This window comes from Ruegeria sp. BF6, from assembly GCF_056538665.1.
The window spans coordinates 1-778 of the sequence record NZ_JBQFTN010000053.1 but is presented as its reverse complement, the minus strand read 5'-3'; the positions used below and the strand labels follow the sequence as shown (position 1 = coordinate 778).

General features: G+C 64.0%; 1 protein-coding gene. It reads right to left on the bottom strand.

Features of this window, described 5'->3' with window-relative positions:
* Window positions 1-2 precede the first annotated feature (2 nt).
* A partial coding sequence (locus ACR0IM_RS24530; protein ID WP_480683491.1) for a serine hydroxymethyltransferase occupies window positions 3-778 on the bottom strand: 776 nt, incomplete at its 5' end.

Below are 778 nucleotides of genomic sequence, written 5' to 3'. Positions count from 1 at the left end.
ACTTACAGGTTAGGATAGATCGGGAATTTGGCGCAGAGGTCTGCGACCTCGGCTTTGACCTTGGCTTCGACGGCACCGTTTCCGTCTTCGCCATTGGCGGCCAGGCCGTCGACCACTTCGATGATCCAGTCGGCGATCTGGCGGAATTCAACCTCGCCGAAGCCGCGCGTGGTGCCGGCGGGCGAGCCCAGACGGATGCCGCTGGTGATGGTCGGCTTTTCCGGGTCAAACGGCACGCCGTTCTTGTTGCAGGTGATATGCGCGCGGCCCAGGGCCTTTTCGGTGGCGTTGCCCTTGACGCCCTTGGGGCGCAGGTCGACCAGCACCACATGCGTGTCGGTGCCATGGGTCACGGTGTCCAGTCCACCCTTGATCAGCTGGTCCGACAGCGCCTGCGAGTTGACGACAACCTGCTTGATATAGTCCTTGAACGCCGGTTGCAGCGCTTCGCCAAAGGCCACCGCTTTGGCTGCGATCACGTGCATCAGCGGGCCGCCCTGAATGCCGGGGAAGATCGCCGAGTTCACTTTCTTGGCGATCGCCTCGTCATTGGTCAGGATCATGCCGCCGCGCGGGCCGCGCAGGGTCTTGTGCGTGGTGGTGGTCGCCACATGCGCGTGCGGGAAGGGCGAGGGGTGCTCTCCGGCCGCAACCAGACCGGCGAAATGCGCCATGTCGACATGCAGATAGGCGCCAACCATGTCCGCGATCTGACGCATCCGGGCAAAGTCGATCTGGCGCGGGATGGCCGAGCCGCCTGCGATGATCAGCTTGGGCT